This window comes from Azospirillum sp. Marseille-Q6669 (assembly GCF_965111635.1).
In genome coordinates, this window is sequence record NZ_CBCOOP010000003.1 from 676,218 (window position 1) to 697,028 (window position 20,811).

19 protein-coding genes are annotated in these 20,811 nt (G+C 68.5%); 13 read left to right on the forward strand and 6 right to left on the reverse strand.

Features of this window, described 5'->3' with window-relative positions; genetic code table 11:
* Nucleotides 1-28 precede the first annotated feature (28 nt).
* Nucleotides 29-385, reverse strand: coding sequence for a hypothetical protein (locus tag ACWPXE_RS20520; RefSeq protein WP_237903032.1), 357 nt, complete (start codon nucleotides 383-385; stop codon nucleotides 29-31).
* 436 nt (nucleotides 386-821) lie between these two features.
* On the opposite strand from ACWPXE_RS20520, the gene ACWPXE_RS20525 reads away from it, so the two are divergent.
* Nucleotides 822-1,262 (forward strand): CBS domain-containing protein, encoded by a 441-nt coding sequence (locus tag ACWPXE_RS20525; protein ID WP_454019254.1) that lies wholly within the window; start codon nucleotides 822-824, stop codon nucleotides 1,260-1,262.
* Nucleotides 1,263-1,322: 60 nt separating this feature from the next.
* Here the strand turns inward: ACWPXE_RS20525 and ACWPXE_RS20530 are convergent, their stop codons facing one another.
* Nucleotides 1,323-2,597 (reverse strand): hypothetical protein, encoded by a 1,275-nt coding sequence (locus ACWPXE_RS20530; RefSeq protein ID WP_454019255.1) that lies wholly within the window; start codon nucleotides 2,595-2,597, stop codon nucleotides 1,323-1,325.
* Between the two features lie 178 nt (nucleotides 2,598-2,775).
* On the opposite strand from ACWPXE_RS20530, the gene ACWPXE_RS20535 reads away from it, so the two are divergent.
* Nucleotides 2,776-3,933 (forward strand): DUF3095 family protein, encoded by a 1,158-nt coding sequence (locus ACWPXE_RS20535; RefSeq protein WP_454019256.1) that lies wholly within the window; start codon nucleotides 2,776-2,778, stop codon nucleotides 3,931-3,933.
* Here ACWPXE_RS20535 and ACWPXE_RS20540 read toward each other — a convergent pair.
* Nucleotides 3,927-4,376, reverse strand: coding sequence for a YccF domain-containing protein (locus tag ACWPXE_RS20540; RefSeq protein ID WP_454019257.1), 450 nt, complete (start codon nucleotides 4,374-4,376; stop codon nucleotides 3,927-3,929). The genes ACWPXE_RS20535 and ACWPXE_RS20540 overlap by 7 nt on opposite strands.
* Nucleotides 4,377-4,608: 232 nt before the next feature.
* On the opposite strand from ACWPXE_RS20540, the gene ACWPXE_RS20545 reads away from it, so the two are divergent.
* A complete protein-coding gene (locus ACWPXE_RS20545) occupies nucleotides 4,609-5,169 on the forward strand; it encodes a hypothetical protein (RefSeq protein WP_237903037.1) in 561 nt (186 codons plus the stop codon).
* 244 nt (nucleotides 5,170-5,413) lie between these two features.
* Nucleotides 5,414-6,184: an alpha/beta fold hydrolase gene (locus tag ACWPXE_RS20550; RefSeq protein WP_454019258.1), complete on the forward strand. Its 771-nt coding sequence runs from the start codon at nucleotides 5,414-5,416 to the stop codon at nucleotides 6,182-6,184.
* A 29-nt stretch (nucleotides 6,185-6,213) separates the two neighbouring features.
* Here ACWPXE_RS20550 and ACWPXE_RS20555 read toward each other — a convergent pair whose 3' ends face one another.
* Together ACWPXE_RS20555 and ACWPXE_RS20560 are read right to left on the reverse strand one after the other, a co-directional pair.
* Entirely contained in the window at nucleotides 6,214-6,876 is a 663-nt protein-coding gene (locus ACWPXE_RS20555) for a LuxR C-terminal-related transcriptional regulator (protein ID WP_454019388.1), read from the reverse strand.
* Between the two features lie 247 nt (nucleotides 6,877-7,123).
* Entirely contained in the window at nucleotides 7,124-7,813 is a 690-nt protein-coding gene (locus ACWPXE_RS20560) for a LuxR C-terminal-related transcriptional regulator (protein ID WP_237903040.1), read from the reverse strand.
* Between the two features lie 562 nt (nucleotides 7,814-8,375).
* Between ACWPXE_RS20560 and ACWPXE_RS20565 the strand changes: the two genes are divergently transcribed.
* Both ACWPXE_RS20565 and ACWPXE_RS20570 read left to right on the forward strand, forming a co-directional pair.
* A complete protein-coding gene (locus ACWPXE_RS20565) occupies nucleotides 8,376-10,727 on the forward strand; it encodes an ATP-dependent helicase (protein WP_454019259.1) in 2,352 nt (783 codons plus the stop codon).
* A 136-nt stretch (nucleotides 10,728-10,863) separates the two neighbouring features.
* Nucleotides 10,864-12,060 (forward strand): hypothetical protein, encoded by a 1,197-nt coding sequence (locus ACWPXE_RS20570; RefSeq protein ID WP_454019260.1) that lies wholly within the window; start codon nucleotides 10,864-10,866, stop codon nucleotides 12,058-12,060.
* A 40-nt stretch (nucleotides 12,061-12,100) separates the two neighbouring features.
* Here the strand turns inward: ACWPXE_RS20570 and ACWPXE_RS20575 are convergent, their stop codons facing one another.
* Nucleotides 12,101-13,171: a PDZ domain-containing protein gene (locus ACWPXE_RS20575; protein ID WP_454019261.1), complete on the reverse strand. Its 1,071-nt coding sequence runs from the start codon at nucleotides 13,169-13,171 to the stop codon at nucleotides 12,101-12,103.
* 303 nt (nucleotides 13,172-13,474) lie between these two features.
* Here ACWPXE_RS20575 and ACWPXE_RS20580 point away from each other — a divergent pair, with 303 nt between their 5' ends.
* The 7 genes from ACWPXE_RS20580 to ACWPXE_RS20610 all read left to right on the forward strand — a co-directional run bounded on the left by ACWPXE_RS20580 (nucleotide 13,475) and on the right by ACWPXE_RS20610 (nucleotide 20,808).
* Complete coding sequence (locus ACWPXE_RS20580) at nucleotides 13,475-14,389, forward strand: 50S ribosomal protein L11 methyltransferase (RefSeq protein ID WP_145702678.1); 915 nt, start codon at nucleotides 13,475-13,477, stop codon at nucleotides 14,387-14,389.
* A gap of 67 nt (nucleotides 14,390-14,456) precedes the next feature.
* Entirely contained in the window at nucleotides 14,457-14,918 is a 462-nt protein-coding gene (locus ACWPXE_RS20585; protein WP_014241242.1) for a tellurite resistance TerB family protein, read from the forward strand.
* 109 nt (nucleotides 14,919-15,027) lie between these two features.
* The gene (locus tag ACWPXE_RS20590; RefSeq protein ID WP_454019262.1) at nucleotides 15,028-17,058 is read left to right on the forward strand and encodes an aminopeptidase P family protein; all 2,031 of its coding nucleotides are present in this window, start codon (nucleotides 15,028-15,030) and stop codon (nucleotides 17,056-17,058) included.
* Between the two features lie 363 nt (nucleotides 17,059-17,421).
* Entirely contained in the window at nucleotides 17,422-17,787 is a 366-nt protein-coding gene (locus tag ACWPXE_RS20595) for a chemotaxis response regulator CheY (protein ID WP_014241240.1), read from the forward strand.
* Nucleotides 17,788-17,790: 3 nt separating this feature from the next.
* Entirely contained in the window at nucleotides 17,791-18,897 is a 1,107-nt protein-coding gene (locus ACWPXE_RS20600; protein WP_454019263.1) for a protein phosphatase CheZ, read from the forward strand.
* A 200-nt stretch (nucleotides 18,898-19,097) separates the two neighbouring features.
* Nucleotides 19,098-19,835 (forward strand): protein phosphatase CheZ, encoded by a 738-nt coding sequence (locus ACWPXE_RS20605; RefSeq protein WP_454019264.1) that lies wholly within the window; start codon nucleotides 19,098-19,100, stop codon nucleotides 19,833-19,835.
* Nucleotides 19,836-19,989: 154 nt separating this feature from the next.
* Nucleotides 19,990-20,808 carry an outer membrane protein assembly factor BamD gene (locus tag ACWPXE_RS20610; protein WP_014241237.1) on the forward strand — a complete coding sequence of 273 codons (819 nt, stop codon included), beginning with the start codon at nucleotides 19,990-19,992 and terminating at the stop codon, nucleotides 20,806-20,808.
* The last annotated feature ends 3 nt before the right edge of the window (nucleotides 20,809-20,811 follow it).

Genomic DNA, 20,811 nt, shown 5'->3' on the forward strand with positions numbered 1-20,811 from the left:
TCCTTTTGCGGGGGAGAGCGGTCGGCGTTTACAGACCTTTCCAGAGCTTCAGATACTCGATCAACTTGCGCGTGTGGAGCGGCGGCGGCTGGTGGAAGCGGGCAACCAGACCGGCCTGCTCGTCCATCTTCACGACGACGCCCCGGCAGGCGAAATCCGAATGTTCCTCGCCAAGCCGGAAGAGGATGCGGAAGTCGAACTGCTGCTTGGCGATCAAGTCCCCGTCATAGGGGCGGATGCGGAAAGACCCGAGGACGAATTCCTCCGGCACATATTCGTGGCTGTCGATCCGGATGGTCGGGGGATCGGTGGGGCGTTCCTTGGCGTTGGACGCGGAAGCCGCGGTGGATTTGCCTCGTCCGCTCAATTTCGACAACCACGACATGGCGGCCCAGGCCCTTTCCAGACGACATCGTGACAGAACTGCAATTGTCCGGAGTTTCGGACCTATTTCCTTTAATAATGGTTAAGCTTGATCCGCCAGCGAAAATGGTCTGATTTTCCGTGCCAGAACCACCACCGTCAGGCAATGGTGAGTGGTTTTGTCGCATGTTGCGCTGTCATGGCAACCATGAGGTTGTTTTACGGTGGCTTTGCTCGTCAAGTGATGAGAAAGTGATTACCTTTTCAACACTTGATAAATAGGTCTGTGGGCAGATTCCGCCCATTTCGGCATTTCGCAGATGCGGCATTCTTTTCGCGTTCGCAAATGAACAGCAAAAGGAGGCGCGCGCCGACGACGAGGCGCGGGCGCGGCGGTCAGACCAATGAAAACAGCCGCCGTGGTCTTCCAAAACATCCGCACTTGGAGGAGGAAAGCCATGATGCATCGCAACATCGGAGATCTTTTGAACCGCCGCCGCGTGATCAGCCTTCCGGCGGGGGCGTCGGTGCGGGATGCCGCGCGGCAGATGAAGGCCGCCCATGTGGCGTCCGTCGTGGTCACCGCCTCCGTCGACGAACAGATCGAAGGCATCTTCACCGAGCGTGACCTGACCGACCGCGTGGTGGCCGACGGGCTGGATCCGGATCAGACCCGGCTGTCGGAGGTGATGACCCCGTGCCCGGTCACCGCGGCCCACGACATCACGGTGGGCGAGGCGTTGCGCCGGATGGCCGACCATGGCCTGCGGCATCTGCCTGTCGTCCGCGACGGCCGCGTCGTCGGCGTCGTGTCCATGCGCGACTTCATGGGCGAGGAGCTGATGCTGATCGAGCATGAGCGGGAGATGATGGACAGCCTGACCGAAGTCATGATGTGACCGCGCCCGAAGCCTCCCACGCACTCCGGGCAGCGCGGGAGGCTTCGGCGGTCGCGCTTCTTACCCCAGCTTCTTGAGAGCGGTCTCGACCTTGTCGATCTTGGTCTCGGCCTTGGTCAGGGCGGCGTGCGATTCCTTAAGCCCGTCCAGGGACACCTTCGCCTCGGCGAGCAGCGGGCCGAAGTCGGGATCCTTGTCGGAAACCATGGTCGGGAAGGACTTGCGGGTGCTGGTGATCTCGTTGGCGGCGGCGAGGATCTCCTTCTTCGCCTGGGCGGCCTGCTGGCGCACCTGGGTGATGTAGAAGGTCGCCGTCTTGATCGAGGCTGCCCGCTTGTCGTCCTCCGCCTCCTCGGCGACCATCTGCTCCTGCTGCGCGCGGTCGGCCTGCCCGCCGACGTCGCGGGCGACGGTGTCGTAGAAGGCGTCGGCGTCCTGCGCCCGCTTGGCCAGCTTGCGGCAGCTCGACAGGTAGGTGGCGCGCAGGTCCAGGGCGCCCTTCAGCGCCTGTGCGGCCTCCTTGACGATGCCGGCGGCCTCGCTGGCGGCCTGGGCGGCGTCATCCTTCATCTGGTCGAGCTTCATGACGATTCCGTCCGCCCGGTCGAAGGCCCCCTGGGCCGGGTCGCGCCCGCCATACTGCTTGGGGTCGAGCTTCATCTTGGCGACGGCGGCCTTGCCCTGGGAGAACAGCTTGGCGGCCTGGACGGCGGTCGCGGCGATCTTCTTCGCCTGGGCGTCCACCGCCTTGGCGGCGGTCTGGACCGCGGCGGCCTGGGCCTTCGCCTCCTTGGCGTTGCCCGCCCCCTGCGCCTCCAGCACGTTGCGCAGCGCGAGGTCGGCGTTGGCGGCGGCCTGATCGAGCAGCTTGACGTCGGCGTTGGCGGTCTTCAGCAGCCCGTCGATCTGCACCGCGACCTTGTCGGCGATGGCGCGGGCGGCCTTGCCCTGCTCCTCGGCCTCCTTGGCCTTTTCCGCCTCGGCGTCCTCGCGCATCTCGGCGATGCGCTCGTTGACGGCCACGCCGGCGCGGCGCCCGATGTCGTCCAGCGACTGCCCGAGCTTCTTCAGCTCCGCGGCGATGGTCGCGACGCCTTCGGCCTTGGCCGACTTCTCCAGCGTCGTCTGATAGGCGGTGGCGCTCTTCACATAGTCGAGCAGCGCCTTCTCCAGCGCCTTGGCGTCGCTCTTGCCAAGCGCGCTGTCGAGCGCCTTGGTCACGTCCTCCAGCCCGGACTTGTGGAAGACGCCCATGAACTTGGCGCTCGGCTTCTTCTTGCCGGTGGCGGTTTCAAAAGCCGTCTTGGCGGATTTCCAGTCGTTCGCGAATCCCATGGCGTTCCTCCCCGGATTGGACGGCGGCACGATGGAACGGACGGCTTTGAGCGACAATCCGGGATGGGTCCATTGCGGATGGGTTCAGGAAGCGATTCATGGGAGTGATTCACAGGGCGCGGGCCGGGGCGTAGACTGGAGCGGCCCGTCTCCGGAAACTCCTGGCGTGAGGAAGGCGATGCTTCTGCCGTCCATCCGCGACTTCACCGCCGAAGCCGCCGATCCCACCCATTACGCGGCGTTGGACGGCGACTGGTCGCTGGCCGTCGCCGACGTGGTGGCGAGCACCCGTCTGGCCGGAGAGGGGCGGCACCGCGACGTGAATTTCGTGGCCGCCGCGGTGGTCGCCGTCCTGTCGGAGGCGGTGCGGGAGCCGGAACAGGCCCCCGCCTGCCAGTTCGGTGGGGATGGCGCCATCGCCGCGGTTCCGCCGGGCCGCCGCGCGGCGGCGGAGCAGGCGCTGTCGGCGCTCGCCCATTGGGCGGCGACGGAGATGGACGTGCCTCTGCGCGTCGGCCTCGTGCCGGTGCAGGCGCTTCTCGACGAGGGGCTGGAGGTCTTGGTCGCCCTGCAGGATTTCGGCAATGGCGACGCCTTCGGCCTGTTCCTCGGGCGCGGGGTCACGGCGGCGGACGCCTGGGTGAAGGCCGATCCGCGCTGGCGGCTGGAGCCGCGGCCCGGCCCGCTGACCGGGCTGGAGGGTGTATCCTGCCGCTGGAATCCGGTGAACAGCGGACGCGGGGTGATCCTGTGCGTGATCGTCGATCCGTTGCCCGGTGGCAGTCCGGGGCTGTCGATTCTGGCCCGGGTCCAGGCCGATATCGAACGGATCGTGCCGACCGTCACGGCGGCGCCGCTCGGCATGGGGGAACGGCTGGCGGTGCGCTGGCCGCCCTCCTGGCGGTCGCTGTGGCTGGAGGCGCGGACGCGCCCGCGCGGGCGGCGGCTGGCCTGCGCCCTGTCGCTTCTCGGGAAATCCGCGCTGCTTGCCGCGATTCTGGGCGGCGGGTGGCGGGTGGCCGGCTTCGATCCGGACCGCTACCGCCGCGGCATGGCCGAACGGTCGGACTTCCGCAAGTCGGCGGGCGGGCCGCGCCTCGTCCTGGACGTGACGGAGGCGGAGGCCAGCGCCATCGAGGCCATGCTGGCCGGCCACGCGGCGGCCGGGCGCATCCGCTACGGCACGGCGCGGGCGATGGCCTCCACGGTGACCTGCCTGGTCGGCGACCTCGCCGCCGACCGGCACGTCCATTTCGTGGATGGGGCGGACCTCGGCTTCTGGCGGGCCTCGGTCATGCTGAAGGGTATGGCGGAGCGGGAGCCGTCCGCTCAGTAGGCCCCGCGGCCAAGCAGGCGGCGGCGGGATTCCGCCTCGTCCACCGTCACGATCTCGGTGCCGACCGGCCACAGGGCCAGCAGGGCGAGCTTCAGGTGCGCCCAGGCGAAGGGCAGGCCGATGATGGTGATGGCGAGGCCGACCGCGGCCACCAAGTGGCCGAGCGCCAGCCACCAGCCGGCCAGCACGAACCACAGGATGTTGCCCAGCGTGCCGAGCAGGCCGGTGCCGATGTCCTCGCGGCCACGGAACTCATCCCGGCGGACGGCGGTTTGTCCAAAGGGCAACAGGGTGTACCAGGCGATCGTGAAGGCGGATCGCGCCCACGGAATGCCGACGATGGTGAGGACCATCAGGACGGCCGCGAAGAGCCATCCCGCGGCCATCCAGATGCCGCCGGTCACCACCCACAGGATGTTGAGAAGAAGGCTGAGGAAGGGCATCGGGTGTTTCTCCTTTTGCCCGCACATGTGGGGATGGCGGGCGGCTTCGCCCAGAGGAGGGATCGGCGAAAGTGGCGCATCGAAAGATTCATCCCCTCCCGGCTTCCGGTGGCTTGAATGCCCTCCGGAAAGGCCACAGATCGAAAGAGGGACCTTTGAGCAAAAAGCGGTTCCGCAGGGAACCGGGGTCCGCGCCGCACGCCATCCAGGGTATCACCGGATCGGAGGCCGCATGAACGAGGTCCAGAACCACGAAGAGTCCACCGACGCCGCCGTCATGGGCGACGACGCCGAAAGCATGGCGCCGGTGGTCACCGCCATCCTTGGCACCGCCATTGCCGCGGCGGCCAAGCGCGCCGGCACCGCCGACGTCGCCCACGGGGTGATCGCGGGGTTGCGCCTGCTGCGCTCCGCCGCGGAATCGGAGGCCGGCTACACCATGGGGGCGGCGATCGACACCGCCATCCGCACGCGCCTGCTGGTGGAGAACCTGTCGGCCCTGCGCACCACCGGGTCCGCCCCGGTCCCGGTGCCATTGCCCGAGCCGGGACCGGGGGTGGCCATCGCGTCGGCCATCTTCGTCAGCGCCGCGGAATCCTGCCTGACCGTCAACGCCCATGCCGAGGACAACGGACCGCTGGAGATGGCCGTCTTCGCCTTCTCCACGCAGTTGATCCAGCAGCTCGGCGGGTCGCCGGACTGGCGGGATCTGATGCGCGAGCTGCACCGGCCGTCCGAGCCGCGCGACGACCGTCCGGTCGAGGCGCTTCCCGACGGCAACACCATTCATTGATGGTGCCGGCTGACTGACGTTTCCGGCCCTTGATAGTCCCAATTCTTGTGTGGATTCCGCCTATAATGGCGGGACTGCACAACAATTGGGGTAAAAACCTGCGATTTTCGGGATTTGCGGCCACCGTTCGCGCCATTTCGGGCCTTTTTATGGTACGGGACAAGGCTGCAGACCCTCCATTAGGCTCCCTGTCAATTGGCGGAGACGATCTCCGCGACGTGTTCGGGAATCGGGGAGCGGAGCCTTGACCATACACAGCAGCGCCGGGCGGCCCGCGGGGGCCGCGTTCGGCATCGTGCCGTCGTCGCCTGGCGAGGCGCCGACGTCACGCTGCGGCGCATCGCGGGAGGTGGGGCCGGGCTGCGTCGTCGCCGGCGATCCCACCGGACGGCGCATCATCCTGGTCCATGCGGCGTCGAGCGAATCCCGCGCCTGGACCCGCCTGCTGCGCGCCGTTCCGGCGGGGCAGGAGTGGGTGGCCGTGCCGCGTCCCGATCCGGCGCCGATCGGCGGCGCCTCCCGTCTGCGCGGCGGCGACCCCGGCGTGCCGGCGGCGGCGCTGCGCCCGCTGCTGACGCTCCGCCGTTCGCGCAAGCCGCTGCTGATCGGTTGCGGCAACGGCGTGCCGGTGGCGCTGCGGGCCGTGCTGGAATTTCCGGAACTGATCGGCGGCCTTCTGCTGATCGACCCGATGACCGAGGAGGCGGCCCGGCCGGGCGTGTTCCGCCGCATCGCCGCCCGCATCCTGCCACCGGTCGTCCGCGACAGCGCGGCGGAGCTTCAGGCCATGGCGCCCGCGCTCGACGCGGTCCGTGTGCCGGTCACGCTGGTGCAGGGGAAGGACGTGCCGGACGGCTTTGCGGGCGCGTCCTTTCTGGAGCAGCGCTTGACCGGTTGCCGCAACCTGACGGTGGTGACCGTTCCCGGTCAGCAGGTTCTGCCCGCCAAGCACGAAGCGGCCATCCGCGGCGCTCTGGCCGCGCTGGTCGCTTCGGTGGAGCGGGGAGGGGCCTGAGCGGGACAGGCCCGGAAAAGGGCGTCCGGTCAGAGACCGTTCGCGGTGATCGCCGCCTGGGTCCGATTGCGCACGCCGAGCTGGCGCAGGATCGCTGTCACATGCACCTTCACCGTGCCTTCAGTCAGGCCCAGCTCGTGCGCGATCTGCTTGTTGGACTTGCCGTCGCGCAGGCGGTTCAGCACATCGCGCTGGCGCGGGGTCAGCTGGTCGCCCGCCCCGTCGGCCAGGGAGCCCAGCGGACCGGCGTCCCCCGCACCGTTGCCGGCGTGCGCCGCGCTATCGGCCATCCGGTCGCCGCGGATTGCCTGTTCCGGCAGATAGACGCCGCCGGCCAGCACCAGCTGCAGGGCACCCATCATCACCTTCGCGCTGCTCGACTTCGGGATGAAGCCGGCGGCGCCGTTTTCCAGCGCGGCCAGCAGGTCCGACCGCTTCTCCGACCCCGACACCACGACCAGCAGCGCCTTGGGAAGCCGCTGGTGGATCTCGCCGAGCAGGGAGAAGCCGTTCCATCCCGGCATGCCGAGATCCAGGAGGATCAGGTCGAAGGCGATGGCGCCGTCGCACAGGCGGCGGACGTCGTCGAACGTCCCGGCCTCGTGAAACACCATGCTGTCGTCCGACTGGGCGAGCAGGCGCCGCAGCCCGTCCCGGAACAGCAGGTGATCGTCGGCAAGCAGAACGTTCAGGGTCGGCTTTTCCGCGCTGTATTCCATGATGCTCATCGTGTCGGGGCTGCGATCCAAACAAATTCGGAGCGTATTGCCGAAATAGCCATCATCATTTCGAGGCGGAAGAGGGCCTTTGGTCCTATGGCGCACCACTTATGGCGTGCCGTCGCACCCAAAGCGGGTGCTCCGGACGCGACAGCGCCGGCCGCGGGATGGCGCGGCCGGCGCTGTGGATGCCGGGAAGGCAGAACCGCAAGACGATGGATCAGACCACGTTGGCGCTGACCCCGGCGGCTTCCGCCGGCTGGTCGCCGATGCCGTTGTTCAGCGCCCAGATCGCCGCCTGGGTGCGGTTGGAGGCGTTGATCTTGCGCAGCAGGCTCTTCAGATGGACCTTCACCGTGGCCTCCGTGATGTGGAGGTGGTTGGCGATCATCTTGTTGGAGTTGCCGTTCAGCAGGCAGCGCAGGATCTGGATCTCGCGCTGGGACAGGCCCTTGCGGCGGGCCGGGACCTCGGTCGCCAGCTCTTCGCTGCGGCCGTTGATCAGCAGCTCGGCCAGATGGGTCGGGAACACCTTCTCGCCCATCATCACCAGCTTCAGCGACTGCATCAGCGCTTCGCAGGCGATGTCCTTCATCAGGTAGCCGTGGGCGCCGGCGCCGAGCGCGCCCGACAGGCGGCGGGTGCACAGGTCGGTGGTCAGGATGACGACGCGGATGCCGGGGTGGCCGTCGCGCAGGGCGCGGAGCTGGTCGGCCTCGTCCTCGCCGCCGTTGACGAGGTCGATGAGGACCAGGTCGGGCTGGGTGCCCGCCGCCTCGACCGCGGGGACGCCCTCGCGCAGGGTGCCGGCCTCGCCCATCACCTTGAAGGGCGTGTTCTCGAACAGACGCTTCATGCCTTCGCGGAAGAGCTTGTTCGCGTCGATCAGGAAAACGTTCACGGGGTCCATTGTTCCTACCCGCCCTCTGTTTGTTTCAATTCGGTCGTTCGTCTGGCGCCTCCGTGGACATCCGGTCCGGGGGGAGGGCCGCTCTCCGCGGCTGTCCGTTTGGTTCCGGGGTGCCACGATCTGATTGGACCTTACCCCGGATTTGCGGAACAGAAAATTTCCCCAAAGGAAAAATTATGTCTCGCAATGGGCATATGCCCTAAGCCGAAATAAGACAAAACGTCCAACGAACCGTTCACGAATGTCTCACCTGGAATAATCAATCGGTCCTGAATTCGATTCAGCCTGTGATTTGTCTGTGACTGTGGGTGATTCTTGGGATCCTATGGCCGATGTGACTTCGAGCGATTGTGATAAGACAAGCGCTATGGTGTCGGACATAGTGCGGACAGAGTTCATCCTGGCCCATGGGCCTAGTTCCATGCCCATTGGCGGAGCGTCCCGGCCGTTCCGTCAAGGGAAGGGGTTCGATGCGCCGGGGGGCGTGCTATATACGGTGTCCTCATTCGATGAAGGGCGTCTCCCGACCGCGGGAGAGCCCACCCAGGAACTCCGGTGCCGCATGTCCGATCCCTACGCCTACGACGATCCGCTGGGCCATGATCCCCTCAGCCACGCGGGCGCCCCGGCGCCCGCGCCGGCGCAGCGTTTCGCCTATCTGGACGGGCTGAATCCCGTGCAGCGCGAGGCGGTCGAGGCCATGGACGGCCCGGTTCTGGTGCTGGCCGGCGCCGGCACGGGCAAGACGCGCGTTCTGACCACCCGGCTGGCCCATTTGCTGATGACGCGCCGCGCCGCCGCCTTCCAGATCCTGGCGGTGACCTTCACCAACAAGGCCGCCCGCGAAATGCGGGAGCGCGTCGCCCATCTGGTGGGGATCGAGCCGGAGGGCTGGTGGCTGGGCACCTTCCATGCGCTGGCCGCGCGCATCCTGCGCCGCCACGCCGAGCTGGTGGGGCTGAAGTCCAACTTCACCATCCTCGACACCGACGACCAGATCCGCCTGATCAAGCAGCTTCTGGAGGCGGCGAACGTCGATTCCAAGAAGTGGCCGGCGCGGCAGGTGCTGGGCGTGATCGAGCGCTGGAAGGACCGCGGCCTGACCCCGGACCGGCTGAACGAGGGCGATGGCGGCGACGTGGCCGGCGGGCGCGTGGTGGCGCTGTACCGCGCCTACCAGGAGCGGCTGCGCACGCTGAACGCCTGCGACTTCGGCGATCTCCTGCTGCACAACATCACGCTGTTCCAGAAGCACCCGGACGTGCTGGCGGAATACCACCGCAAGTTCAAATACATCCTGGTGGATGAATATCAGGACACCAACGTCGCCCAGTATCTGTGGCTGCGCATCCTCTCGCAGGCCCACAAGAACATCTGCTGCGTCGGCGACGAGGACCAGTCGATCTACGCCTGGCGCGGTGCCGAGATCGGCAACATCCTGCGCTTCGAGGCCGACTTCCCCGGCGCCACCGTCATCAAGCTGGAGCAGAACTACCGCTCCACCGGGCACATCCTGTCCGCGGCTTCCGGCCTGATCGCCAACAACAAGGGGCGGCTCGGCAAGACGCTGTGGACCCAGGCGGACGGCGGCGAGCCGGTGCGCGTGCGCGGCGTCTGGGACGGCGAGGAGGAGGCCCGCTGGGTCGGCGACGAGATCGAGGCGCTGCAGCGCCAGGGCGTCTCGCTCGCCCAGATCGCCGTGCTGGTCCGCGCCGGCTTCCAGACCCGCGAGTTCGAAGAGCGCTTCATCACGCTGGGCCTGCCCTACCGGGTGATCGGCGGCCCGCGCTTCTACGAGCGGCAGGAGATCCGCGACGCGATGGCCTATCTGCGCGTCGTCAACTCCCCCGACGACGATCTGGCCTTCGAGCGCATCGTCAACGTGCCCAAGCGCGGTGTCGGCCCGGCGGCCCTGCAATGCCTCTATCAGGCGGCGCGTTCGCGCGGGATGCCGCTGACCGAGGCGGGCTGGGCGCTGACCGAGACGGACGAGCTGAAGCCCAAGGTGCGTGGCGTGATGCGCAACCTGCTTCAGGACTTCTTCCGCTGGCGCACCCTGTCGGCGACCATGCCGCACACCGAACTGGCCCGCATGGTGCTGGACGAGTCCGGCTACACCCGCATGTGGCAGGAGGACAAGACGCCCGAGGCGCCGGGCCGGCTGGAGAACCTGAAGGAACTCATCACCGCCATGGCGGAGTTCGAGAACCTGTCGGGCTTCCTGGAGCATGTCGCCCTGGTCATGGAGAACGCCGAGGCCGCCGGCGTCGATCAGGTCACGGTGATGACCCTGCACGGCGCCAAGGGGCTTGAGTTCGACATGGTCTTCCTGCCCGGCTGGGAGGAGGGCGTGTTTCCCAACCAGCGTGCGCTGGACGAGACCGGCATCGCCGGGCTGGAGGAGGAGCGCCGCCTCGCCTATGTCGGGCTGACCCGGGCGCGCAAGCGGGCCTACATCAGCCACGCCGCCAACCGACGGCTCTACGGCAATTGGGTCAGCGCCATCCCCTCCCGCTTCGTCGAGGAGATCCCCGGCGGCGACGTCGAGGCGGAGGCGGCGAGCGGCCTCTACCCCGGCGGCAACGCCGGCAACGGCTTCGGCGGCGGCTTCGGCGGAGGAGGGAGCTTCCGCGACTCGTCGAGCTACGCCGCCTTCCGCGCCGGCCAGCAGGCGGCGGGCCGGCAGCAGCCCCCGTCGCCGCGCACCATCACGCTGGACAGCGGTTCCTATCAGGTCGCTCCCCGCGCCCGCCCGAACGCGCCCTTCCCGAAGGGGGCGCGGGTGTTCCATCAGAAGTTCGGCTACGGCACCGTCACGGCGGTCGACCAGGACAAGCTGGAGATCGACTTCGACCAGGCCGGTAGCAAGAAGGTGATGGACAGCTTCGTGGTGCCGGCGGAGAAGGCGGGCTGACGCAGGCGGGATGGTCGGGGCAGGGTGACCGATTGCCGCAGCGCCCCGCTGCGGTGACGATCGTCACAGGCCGGGCGGCGGCGTTCGGCTACTGGTGGGGTCCAGACAGCGCACCCACAGCCACGGAACCCGCCCAGTGTTCGGCAAGAGCAGCACCGCGTTCGAGGTCCAGATCCGCCGCGAGAGCCGCTGGACCATCGAGGGGACCTACGACGACGAGCGCCGGGCCCTGGCCTCCGCCCGCAGTTGGCTGGCGGTCAGCGGGGTTGAGGAGGTCAAGGCCATCAAGTTCCGCTCGCTGGCCGGACTGTCGCTGGAGACGGTGATCTTCCAGAAGGCCGTCCCGGTGGTGAAGGACAAGCCGATGGCGCTGGGCGGCACGGCGGAGGGCGCGCCCTACTGCACGGCCCCCGGCGATCTCTACGGGTTCGAGTCGCGGGTGGTCGCCGGCCGGCTGCTGCGCCCCTTCCTCGACAAGTTCCGCATCACCCCGACCGAGCTTCTCCATTCCTGGACCTACCTGCGCAAGCTCGACGAGCAGGGCCTGCTGCTGGGGGCGGCGCTCCAGGCGGTGGCCCGCCACCATGCGGACCGGCATGGCGTCGCGGTTCCGGCGCGGGCGCGCGAGTTGCGGGCTTTCGCTGACGTCGTGATGGCGCGCGCCCGCGATTTCCAGGCCGAGCGCAAGTCCCTGCCGGCCTTCGATCCCGCCGACCTGTCCCGCTCCAGCCGTGCCCTTGCCGCCGCGGTGGGGGAGGAGGGACACGACTTCGCCTTTCTCAGCCAGCTCACCGTCCAGCTGGCCGACCGCAATTCGCTGGCGGGCAAGCTGGCGATGCTGCTCGACCTGATCGGGCCGGAGGTGGAGCCGCGGCACCTCGCCCTACTCGATGGGGTGATGGCCGACGCGTTGGGCTCCGCCGAGCTGGTGAAGGAGCTTCTGGGCGCGCAGCCGAACCTCGCCCTGGGGCTGTGCGCTCTGGCCGACCTGATCCTGGGCCGCGACCCGCAGCCGAAGAGCGAGCCGGTCAGCCCCCTGCTCGCCCATGTCGGGGCGCTGATCGTCCGGGGGCGCGCGCCCTGCTGCCGCGCCGTCCTGCTGGAGCGCATCCAGCACTCGCTGAACGGCACCCAGCCGCTCGACCGCCGTGACCCGAAGAAGGAGGCGCTGCTGGCCGACCACCTCGCCACCCATCTGCGCGATCCGCAGGGGCGCCTGCTCGGCGGCGCCGAGGTGGAGAAGGCGCTGGCCCGCCGCCTGATCCGCCACCGTCAGGCGATCCTGCGCGAGCAGGGGATGCACGACATCGCGGACCGGCTGTCGGGTCGGTGAGCGGCGGAGCGGTGGTGCCGGGTCGGACCGGGGCTTCGCCTCACGGCGCCGACGGCGACCAGGCCAGTTCGATCAGCGGCTGCTCCCGCCGCAGCGCTTCGTAGATCTCCGCGCCCTTCCCGCGGTCCGTCTCGCACATCATCATCAGCACGTCGGAGTCGGCGTTGGCCGACGTGCAGACCTTCGAATCCCGGGTGCAGGTCGGCCGCGGGTGCGGCGCCAGCCAGTATCCGGGTTGAGCCTTCCGCGCCGCCTCCAAAAAGGCTGCCGTCAGCTTGGCGCTTTCCGCCTCGCTGCCGTCGTTGCGCACCGTGAACAGCGGCGAGTGCACGCCGCTCGCGAACAGGCCCGAACCGATCACCTGGGCCACGCAGAAGCGCTCCCGCACCGGCGCGGCGGGCAGGACCGGCGCCTCGGCGTACACCGCGCCCGGCGGCAGGGCCGGGGTGGTGCTGGTGATGGGGCCGACGATCAACTCGCGCAACTCGCGGGCGCGCCACAGCTTCACCAGCACGCTCTGCCCGCTGGGCACCGCGCCCAGCACGCGGCGCATCTGCACCGCATCGTCCACCGCAACGCCGCGCACCTCCAGGATCACGTCACCCCCGCGGATGCCCGACAGTTCGGCCGCCTTGCCCGGCATCAGCGCCGTCACCACCAGGCCGCGCGGCACCTCCAGCCCCACCGCCTGCGCCAGCTGGGCGGTCAACGGGCTCACGGCCGCCCCCATCGCCCCCTGCGGTTCGCGCGCCGCCGCCGGAGCGGAGCCCGCATTCGCCGCCGCCGCGGTGCCCTCCGCCGGGCAGCGCTGCTCCGCCATGAGCTGCCGCACCGCGGTGATGTGGATCATCTGCGCTTGGCGTTCGCTGCCGCTCAGAGTGGGCAGCGGGTCGTTGTAGGCTTTCAGCAACGCCGCCAGCGTCGGGCAATCCGTCCCCCGATAGGCGGACGCGACATCGGCCGTCATCGACGCCTCCGATCCAGACGCCGAGCCTGCCGCTCCGATCGCCAGCCCGACCGGATCGAGCGCGCAGCCCGACACCATCGCCGCTCCCGAAACCGCCACCAGCGCGGTCATCCATGCCCTGGCCGCTTTGCAAGCACGCTGCATCAAGCCCGTCTCCCCCTGCACCCACAAAACAGCCACTTGCGGATCCCTGGTCCGCTGATCCCCGGGTACAGTGTGCCCGCTCAAAAGTGGTAAGAAAAGTGGTGGCAGGCCCGTGCCGCGTTTTCGTCGGCCAAAACGTCGCACCCTGCGGTCGATCCATTCTGGCCAGCCCGCTTCCGAATGCGGCAACCCTGTGCGGCGATGGAGCCGTGCGTCCGGCCGCAGGAAATCTTTGTGTCTCGGCGTCTCTGTGGTTAAGTCTCCCACCAGACAACGACCACCCCATCATCGGCGACCTTCCCCATGTCCTCCTCCAAGCTCTGGCGCATCGCGCTCGTCATTCCCGAAGCCCACGCCCCCGCGTTCGCCGAGGCGATTGGCGATCATGCCGACGCGGTGTCCACCTTCGAGCTGGAGGAGCACGGCGACTGGCTGGTCGAGGCGACGGTCTACGGGCAGCCGGACGAGCCGCGGCTGAACGCCCGCGTCGCCGTCCTGGCGGAGGCCATGGGCATCCCCGAGCCGAAGCTGATCGTCGAGGAGTTGCCGCTCATCGATTGGGTGTCGCACAGCTATCAAGGCTTCCCGCCGATCCAGGCCGGGCGCTTCTTCGTCCATGGCTCCCATCATGAGGGCATCGTCCCGGCGGGCAGCATCCCGCTGCTGGTCGACGCCGCCACCGCCTTCGGCACGGGCGAGCATGGGTCCACCAAAGGCTGTCTGATGGCGCTGGACCGGCTGGCCCGCCGGATGAGCCTGCCGCGCCGCGGCCGGGGCGGGGCGCTCGACATGGGCTGCGGCTCGGGCATCCTGGCGCTGGCGGTGACCAAGCGCTGGCGGGTGCCGGTCACCGCCGTGGACATCGACCCGGAGGCGGTGCGCGTCACCCGCGTCAATGCCGCGCTCAACGGGGTGAAGGCCCGCATCCGCTCGCAGGGCGGCGACGGCTACCACACCGCCATCGTGGGCAAGCACAAGCCCTACCGCCTGATCACCGCCAACATCCTGGCCCGCCCGCTGGCCCGCATGGCGCCGAAACTGAAGCGCCATCTGCAGCGCGGCGGCGTGGCCGTTCTGGCCGGCCTGCTGAACCGGCAGGAGCGCCACGTCATCCAGGCGCACCGCACGCAGGGCCTTCATCTGGTCGCGCGCATCCCGGTCGGCGAATGGACCACCCTTGTGGTGAAGCGCCCGAAGCGGAAGGCCGTAAAGGGCTGAAGCCCCTGGATTTCGGTCCTCCCGTCGCCAATGTCTTCCGGATATATGGACGACCCGCGGAGGACCGATGCTGAACCGGATCAGGGCGCTGTTCCAGGAGAACGACCCCGGCGACGACCGCCACAGGCTGGAGGCCGCCGCCGCCGCCCTTCTGGTCGAGGCCGCACGCACCGACAACACCATTTCCCAGGCGGAGCGCGAGCGCATCCTCGACGTCACCCGCCGCCACTTCCACCTGAGCGAGGAGGAAGCGCAGGACCTGCTGTCCGCCGCCGTCTTCGACACGGAGGGTGCCTCGCCCTACTACCGCTACGTCACGGTGATCAACGACCATTGCCCGCCGGACAAGCGGTTGTGGATCATCGAGATGCTGTGGGAGGTCGCCTACGCCGACGGCGAGTTGAACGACCTCGAGGCCAACCTGCTGCGCCGCATCGGCGGCCTGCTGCACGTTCCCGACGTCGACCGCGGCCTCGCCCGCAAGCGCGTCCTGGAGCGGCTGGGCCTGCCCGACGATTCGGGGCTGTAAGGCGTCCCGCCGGGGCCTTCGCGCGGCTATGCCCTTTCCCGCGCTTGCGCGGTGGGGCGTCCCTGCCTAGCCTGTCGCGGACGGCTTCACCGGATGAGGATCAGCCCCCGTGTCCAGCGCTTACCGCGGCGACGAAACCCTGGCGCAGCTTCTGGCCCAAGCGGGCCTGCCTCAAACCCCCGCGGACATTCGCAGCCTCGTCGCCGGGGTGCTCGCCGCGCCGGAGGGGGAAGACCCCGACGGCTGGATGGTTCTGGTCGGGGTGCGGTTCCCAGAGGATCTCGCCGGGCAGCTCCGCGCCCTGAAGGCCGAAATCGCCGATAGCCGTCCCACTGCGGTGCCGGATTACGCCGCCCGCATCGCCGCCCTGCGCGGCGTGCTGGCGCGCGCTGACCTCGACGGCTTCATCGTGCCACGCGGCGACGAGCATCAGGGCGAGTATGTGCCGCCGCGCGCCCAGCGCCTTGCCTGGCTGACCGGCTTCACCGGATCGGCCGGCCATGCCATCGTGGGACGGCAGCGCGCCGCCATCTTCGTGGATGGGCGCTACACTCTCCAGGTCCAGACGGAGGTGTCGGGCGATCTCTACGAATACCGGCATCTGGTCGACGATCCGCTGACCGAATGGGCGGGAGAGGCGCTGCCGCGCGGGGGACGGCTCGGCTATGATCCGTGGCTGCACACCGCCGGCTGGGTGGAGCGCACCCGCCAGCAGCTGGAGCGCATCGGCCTGTCGCTGGTGCCCTGCCCGGACAACCCGGTGGACCGGGTGTGGACGGACCAGCCGCCGCCCCCGCTGGCCGCGGTGGTCGCCCAGGACCTTGTCTTCGCCGGGGAGAGCGCCGCCGACAAGCGTGCCCGCATTGCCGGTGACCTGACGCGCAACGGAATCGGCGCCGTGGTGTTGACCCAGCCCGACTCCATCGCGTGGTTGCTCAACCTGCGCGGAGCGGACGTGCCCTGCACGCCGCTGCCGCTGTCCTTCGCGATCCTGAAGGACGACGCGCAGGTGGACCTGTTCATCGACCGTCGCAAGCTGGCGCCGGGCGTCGAGGCCCATCTCGGCAACCAGGTCGCCGTGCGCGCCCCGGACGAACTGGGGGCCGCGCTCGACGGCCTGGGGCGCGAGGGGCGCAAGGTGATGGCCGACCCGGCCAGCACCTCAGCCTGGATCTTCGACCGGCTGCACATGGCCGGCGCCAAGCTGGAGCGCGACCCCGATCCCTGTGCCCTGCCCAAGGCCTGCAAGAACGAGGCAGAGCTGGCCGGTACCCGCGCCGCCCACATCCGCGACGGCGCGGCGCTCGTCCGCTTCCTGCACTGGCTGTCGCAGGAGGCGCCTTCGGGCACTGTGACGGAGATCGCGGCAGCCGACCAGCTGCTGGCCTTCCGCCGCGCCAACGACCGCTTCCGCGGCCTCAGCTTCGACACGATCTCCGGGGCCGGGCCGAACGGCGCCATCGTCCATTACCGGGTGTCGGAAGCGACCGCCCGCCGGCTGGAGCCGGGCAACCTGTTCCTGCTGGACAGCGGCGCCCAGTATCAAGACGGCACCACCGACGTGACGCGCACCATCGCCATCGGCGCGCCGACTCCGGAGATGCGCGAGCGTTTCACGCTGGTCCTCAAGGGGCACATCGCCGTCAGCACGGCGCGATTCCCGCGCGGCACCACCGGATCGCAGCTCGACACGCTGGCCCGCCTGCCGCTGTGGTCGCTGGGGCTCGACTACGACCACGGCACCGGCCACGGGGTGGGCAGCTACCTCTCGGTGCATGAGGGGCCGCAGCGGATCTCCAAGGTGCCGAACAGCGTGGCGCTGCAGCCCGGCATGATCCTGTCCAACGAGCCCGGCTACTACAAGACCGGCGCCTATGGCATCCGCATCGAGAACCTGATCGTCGTCCAGCCGCTCGACCTGCCCATGGCGGAGCGGCCCATGCTGGGGTTCGAGGTGCTGACCCTGGCCCCCATCGACCGCAATCTGGTCGAGCCGGCGCTGCTGACCCAGGCAGAGATCGGTTGGCTGAACGCCTACCACACACAGGTGCGCGAGGCGCTGGAGCCGCGGCTCGCGGGTGAGGGAGATGTGGAAGTGTCGCATTGGTTGAGGCAGGCGACCTCTCCGATCATCGTTTGAGGGAAATGGCCCAGGGTGGACCGTTGCTGGCGGGGGTGTGTGGAGCGAGAATCAGCCCGTGCGTTCGCCTGTGAAATCTGGCAAGGTCCCCACCCGGCGCAGGGGTATGTCTGATCGGACCGCCGCCGGACGCGTATCCGTGCCTTGGAGCGATGCCTCATCGCATCGGGGCGAGGCGCAAATTCGGCGGTCTTGGTAACCCGATATTTACGGGCGTACGTCAGTGTGGCCGTGAGGGATGACTTTTCGGCAGACTTAAGGCATCACAGTCGGACCAGCCCGACCTCGGCGCACGCCATGCCGCGCCGGGCGGGCTGAACGCCGGGCCGGGGCCTAGCAACGGAAGAATGCGGAGACGCGTAGATGAAGATCCTTGTCGTCGATGACTACGCCACCATGCGGCGCATCGTGCGGAACCTCCTGACCCAGATCGGCTACACGGACATCGACGAGGCCGGCGACGGCGTCTCGGCCCTGCAGAAGCTGCGCGAGAGCAAGTTCGGCCTCATCATTTCCGACTGGAACATGGAACCGATGACCGGCCTGCAGCTCCTCAAGGAGATCCGCGCCGACGCCAAGCTCGCCTCGACCCCGTTCATCATGGTCACCGCCGAAAGCAAGACCGAGAACGTGATCGCCGCCAAGCAGGCCGGTGTGAACAACTACATCGTCAAGCCTTTCAACGCCGATACCCTGAAGCAGAAGATCCAGGCCGTCATCGGCGGGTAAGGAGTGGTTGGGTTGGATCAGCTTCCGCAGCTTTCCGAGGAAGAGTTCGACCAGATCGAGGAAGCGATCGCCCGCACGACCAAGGGGCGAGCCTTCCTGCGCCGCTTCCACCGCCGGGCCCATGGGGCCGCGGCGGAGGAGGTGCGCAACATGCTGCTGGAGTTCCGCAGCTCCTGGCATCAGCAGAGCGAGGCGGTGGAAGCCTCCAAGCACGTCGAGGTGCTGCGGCTGGAGCTGATGGAGATGGCGGCCTCCATTGAGCAGGCGCGGCGCGAGGTCGCGGCCCTGCGTCCGCCCGACGCCGGCGGCGACAAGATCATGTCGGCGACCAACGAGCTGGACGCCATCGTCATCTCGACCGAACGCGCGTCCTTCGAGATCCTGAACGCCGCCGAGCGGCTGATGGACCTGTCGGGCAAGCTGAAGGCGGACGGCGCCGACCCCGGCCTGTGCTCCGAGATCGAGGGGGAGGTGACGAACATCTTCACCGCCTGCTCGTTCCAGGACCTGACCGGCCAGCGCACCAGCAAGGTGGTCAACGCGCTCCGCTACATCGAGCAGCGCGTCAACGCGATGATCAACATCTGGGGCGTCGAGAAACTCGCCGGCCTCCAGATCGCGCCTGAGAACACGGACACCCGGCCGGATTCCCATCTGCTGAACGGTCCCCAGCTCGACGGCCTCGGCGTCAGCCAGGCCGACGTGGACAGCATGTTCGACAGCCCGGCGATGGCGGTTCCCCCTCCGCCGCCGCCCGAACCGGCGCCCGCTCCCGCCCAGGCGGCCCAGGCCGGAGCCAAGGCGAGTCAGGCCGACATCGACAGCCTGTTCGACAGCCCGGCACCGGCACCGGCTGCCCCGGCGAAGGCCAGCCAAGCCGATATCGACAGCCTGTTCGACAGTCCGGCTCCCGCTCCGGCCGCGGCTCCGCCGGCACCCGCTCCGGCTGCGGCTGCGGCCCCCGCCGCCAAGAAGCCGGTGCCGAAGCCGGCCTCGGCGGCAAAGCCCGCCCCGAAGCCGGCGGCCAAGCCGGCGGCCGCCCCGTCGCCCGCGGCGGACGAGCCTCCGACGCCGCTGGATCAGGCGGCCATCGACGCTCTGTTCGGCTGACCTCACGGTCGACAAGACGGTTCGGCGTCGGATTTGTGAAGAGTTGCCGCCGCTCCAATCGGCGGGCGAATTGGGACATGAAGTTTGTTATGACGATCGTCGCCCGCCGGGCCGATGCCGGCCTTAGCGGGCAATCCTGACCAGACGGGCCGGCGTGCGCGGATGCCCCGGACGTCCCTTCGGAAAGAGGCGCAGCCCGCATGAGGAATCTCTCGAAACCCTTCATGGCGGAGCTTCAGAAGGCCCGCCGGACCGGCAATCCCTATCAGGCGGTGGTGGATGACGCCTCTGCCCTGGCGCCGGCGCTGGCGTCGCTGCCGTCCGGTCCGGTCATCGTGGACAACAGCGACGTCATCCGCGCCATCGGCGATCTTGGCGCGAAGCTCGACCGCTTCCTGACCATGGACGCCCAGCAGATCGACCAGATCCAGGTCGAGATCGCCGACATCTCGGGCCGGATCAAGGCCACCAAGGTGGAGATGGCGGCGATCCGCCACCCGCTGGCCGGCGACGACAAGTTCGTGCAGGCGTCGCAGGAACTGAACGCCGTCGTCTCGGCGACCGAGGCCGCGACCAACACCATCATGGCCTGTGCCGAGGAGCTGGAGGAGGTCGTTCACGAACTGAAGTCGTCGCTGCCGGAGGGCTACCACGCCGACCGCGTCAACGACATGAACGACGTGATCGTCCGCATCTACGAGGCCTGCAACTTCCAGGACCTGACCGGCCAGCGCATCACCAAGGTCGTCCGCGCCCTGTCCTTCATCGAAGAGCGCGTCGACGCGATGATGAGCCACTGGAACAAGCGCGAGTTCGAGGCGATGCCGCTGCCGCCCACCGTCACCAAGATGGACGAGACGCTGGAGCTGCACGGCCCGGCCGACCATCAGGAGATGGGCAACATCAGCCAGGCCGACATCGACGCCCTCTTTGGCTGATCAGTTCGGCTGATCGCCGTCCATTCCGGCCCTCCGCGCCGAACGTCGGGTCGCACCGTGACGGCGAGGTTCGAAATTTGTTCGCCGAAGCGGCTTGCCGCCCCCGCGCCCCGGCGTGCTATATAGGGCCAACTTCGAAAGCATCGCGACGACCATGCCCTGCCGTTTTTCCCGTCTGCCGCTTGCGGCCCTCCTCCTGGCTTCCGCCCTGACCGCCTGCTCCTCGACCAAACCCGAGGACCAGTATGTCGAGCGTCCGGCCGAGCAGATCTACCAAGAGGCCGACGCCGCGATGCGGGAAGAGCGGTTCAAGGTCGCCGCCAAGCTCTATGACGAGGTGGAGCGCCAGCACCCCTATTCCGAATGGGCGGGCAAGGCGCAGATCATGGCGGCCTACGCCCATTACCAGGATCTGAAGTACGACGACGCGATCCTGGCGCTCGACCGTTACATCCAGCTTCATCCGGGCAGCCCCGACGTCTCCTACGCCTACTACATGCGGGCGCTGTCCTATTACGAGCAGATCACCGACGTCCGCCGCGACCAGCGCATGACCCGTCTGGCGCTCGACGCGCTGTCGGAGGTCGTGCGCCGCTTCCCGGACAGCCAGTACGCCCGCGACGCCAAGATCAAGATCGACCTGACCAACGACCATCTCGCCGGCAAGGAGATGGAGGTCGGGCGGTTCTATCTGAAGCAGGGTCAGTACACCGCCGCCATCGGCCGGTTCCGCACGGTGATTGAAAACTACCAGACCACCTCCCACGTCCCTGAGGCGCTGCACCGGTTGGTGGAGTGCTATCTGGCGTTGGGAATCACGGACGAGGCGAAGACCGCCGCCGCCGTGCTCGGCCACAACTTCCCCGGCAGCGAATGGTACACGGACAGCTACGCACTGCTGGTGGACGCCAACGTGCGTCCGGAGCGAAACGAGAAGTCCTGGATCAGCAGAGCCTGGAGCTCCCTGTTCTAGGAC